Annotated in this window: 2 protein-coding genes; both read left to right on the forward strand. The window is 52.7% G+C overall.

Going from position 1 to position 2977, the window contains the following annotated elements:
• A partial coding sequence (locus tag NCT04_RS34065) for a DUF2827 family protein (protein ID WP_250470236.1) occupies positions 1-421 on the forward strand: 421 nt, incomplete at its 5' end.
• Positions 422-801: 380 nt separating this feature from the next.
• Positions 802-2937 carry an ESPR-type extended signal peptide-containing protein gene (locus tag NCT04_RS34810; protein ID WP_350030062.1) on the forward strand — a complete coding sequence of 712 codons (2136 nt, stop codon included), beginning with the start codon at positions 802-804 and terminating at the stop codon, positions 2935-2937.
• The last annotated feature ends 40 nt before the right edge of the window (positions 2938-2977 follow it).

Here is a 2977-nt window from a genome sequence, read left to right on the forward strand (position 1 = left end):
TAGTCATATACACAGTCTTATGCCTACCCGCTATTGTAAGTGGGAGACTGTGTCCGGTCTTTCACGGGGCTGTTCCAGGCGCTTTGATACCCCTACTTTTCTGGCGCAAAACACAGACATCGTAATTTCCCATCAGTGGGAAAATCCGCTCAACTACTTCTATCTCGAAGTATGTTGGCAGGGATATCCATTAGTACACAATGCAACTTTGTGCCCGGATCTTGGGTATTTCTATCATGCGAACAACTTGACCGAGGGCGCGTCAATGGTAATCGAGGCTATCGATTGTCATGATCAGCACCTGGCTCAATATCGGCACCGTCAACGTTCAGCGATCTCCCGTTTCTTGCCAAGTGATGACAAGTTGGTCGCTTCTTATACAGAACTTCTAGAATCGCTGATGCAACAATCAGTGCGGTAATAAAAAAAGAGGCATCAATTACTAGCTTCGCAAGATAATGAGACGGCCCTAGGGCCGTCTCATTTTTTTGCTCGCTAAGTCAGATCTTGGTTTGTCGGACCATGATTGGCGCTTTTGTCTATTGGTGCAGAACAATCTTCTAAAACCATTGGACGAATGGATGTGCTTGCACGCTTGTCGACGAATGTGGCGACCGGTCAGATGTAAATGCGACGTTTCCTAAAAATTTCTGCCCTTCCGTGTTGTTAGATCGCATGGATCTATCAAATTAGGACGTGTCCGCTTCAAGCGATGCACAGGCATGAATATCCTGTGCATTGGTTAGGGATTCCTTGGTCTTTCTTGTAAAGACGCTCGTTTTTTGTGGGTCATTTTGGTATATGAATAAGTCTTACCGTAGTATTTGGAATGAGAAAGCAGGAACGTTCGTCGCGGTTTCTGAAACCGCGATGGCGCGGGGAAAGAGCAGTTCCAGTGTTGCACTGGGTGGCCAAGAAGGTCGTTCAAAGCCAACCTTTGCGCGGGACGAGGGCACTACGGATATGTTCAAGGCCGCTGCCCGGGTTAGCGCATCAGTGGCGTTGATATTTAGCGCTACCGGGTTTACGGGTCCGTCAGCGTGGGCTGCCACTCCGATTGTAGCGGCTTGCGGAGGAGGCACTGGATATGGTATGTGGAACGCAGGCTACGGTACAGTCACAAACAGCAACGGAAGTTGCGGTTCAGGCAACATCGGCGCAGGATTAGGCTCAAGTTTTACCGGTATTTACATCGCGGACGACCTCAATAATTCTCAGACTGCATGGATGTCGGTCGGAAACGGTGCCGTTTCCATGGGTGCCAATACCAAGATCCAGATGAATCAGTATCTGGATATGACAAGCCATAGCATTACCAATTTGGCCAATGGCTCGGTGGCTGCGACTAGCACCGACGCCGTGAACGGCGGTCAACTTTTTACTATGTCGAATTCGCTATCGACTGTGGTGAGTTCTACGTCGCTTTCGCTTTCAACGAATATAAGCTCAATGTCGACAGGAATGAGTTCGATTTCTTCGGCATGGGCCAGTGGTTCGACCAGTCTATCGACCAGTATGAGTTCGATTTCGACTGCATGGTCGACTTCATCGACAAGCTTGTCCACGGGAATGAACTCCGTTTCGACCGCATGGTCGTCGGTATCTGCAAGCACGTCCACCGCCATGACTTCGATGTCCACTTCGGTCTCATCCATGTCGGTCGCGGTGTCGTCGTTGTCTACTGGTGTCAGCACGACAAACAGCAGTGTTAGCAGTCTCTCGACCAGTTTAAGCTCTTTGTCGACATCGACATCGACGGGTTTGAATTCGCTATCCCTATCCACGGCAGCGCAGCTTAGTTCGTTATCGACCGGTCTTAGTACGAACAGCAGCACGATCAGTAGCCTGTCATCGGGGTTGAGCACCATTAGTGGCTCCGTGAACAGCCTGTCGACAGGCGTGAGCACGATCACCGGCGCAGTTTCCAGCTTATCGACAGGTCTGAGCACGGTTACGATCACCGTCAATAGCCTGTCCTCGGGCCTAAGCACGACGAATACTGCGGTAAGCAGCCTGTCAACTGGCTTGAGCACGGCCAATTCCGCTGTGAGCAGCCTGTCGACCGGCTTGAGCACAACGAACACCGCTGTAAGCAGCTTGTCCACCGGTCTGAGCACGACAAACAGTACGGTTAGTTCGCTGTCAACTGGCGTGAGTACCACGACCAGCATGGTTACGAGCCTTTCGAGTGGTCTGAGCACAACGACTGCTACGGTAAGCAGCCTTTCGACCGGTCTGAGCACGACCAATAGCAGTGTCAACAGCCTGTCGACTGGCCTCAGCGCGACCACCACTGCAGTAAGCAGCCTGTCGACCGGCCTGAGCACCACCAACAGCTCGGTGAATAGCCTGTCGACCGGCTTGAGCACCACCAACAGCACTGTCAACACGCTTTCGACTAGCCTGAGTTCGTTGTCCGTCTCGACATCGACCGGCGTAAGCTCGCTGTCGACGGGACTGAGCACCACCAATAGTGCAGTGAGTTCGCTTTCTACTGGCTTGAGCACGACTAACAGCCAGGTGAGCAGCCTTTCCACGGGCGTCAGTACCGCGAACAGCAAGGTCGATAGCCTTTCCACCGGCCTGAGCACGACCACCAGTAACGTCAACTCGCTTTCAACCGGCGTCAGCACGGTTGTCAGTTCGGTCAGCAGCCTGTCCACCGGCCTCAGCTCGCTTTCCGTTTCGACTTCCACTGGCATTAGTTCGCTTTCCACAGGCTTGAGCACGACCAACAGCGCCGTCACTAGCCTGTCGTCAGGTTTGAGCACGACCACGAGCGCTGTGTCTAGCCTCTCGACCGGCCTGAGCACGACCAACAGCACGGTGAACAGTCTGTCCACCGGTGTCAGCACGGCAAATAGCGCCGTAAGCTCGATGTCGACCAGTGTGAACAGTATCGTAAGCGCGCAGAAATGGACGTCTGGAACTCTTTGATCTGAGCGTGCAGGCTATGTCCACTGTTTCGAATCAGTGG

Origin of the sequence: Caballeronia sp. GAFFF2 (assembly GCF_023631485.1) — a bacterium.
In the GTDB taxonomy this organism is placed as follows: Bacteria; Pseudomonadota; Gammaproteobacteria; order Burkholderiales; family Burkholderiaceae; genus Caballeronia.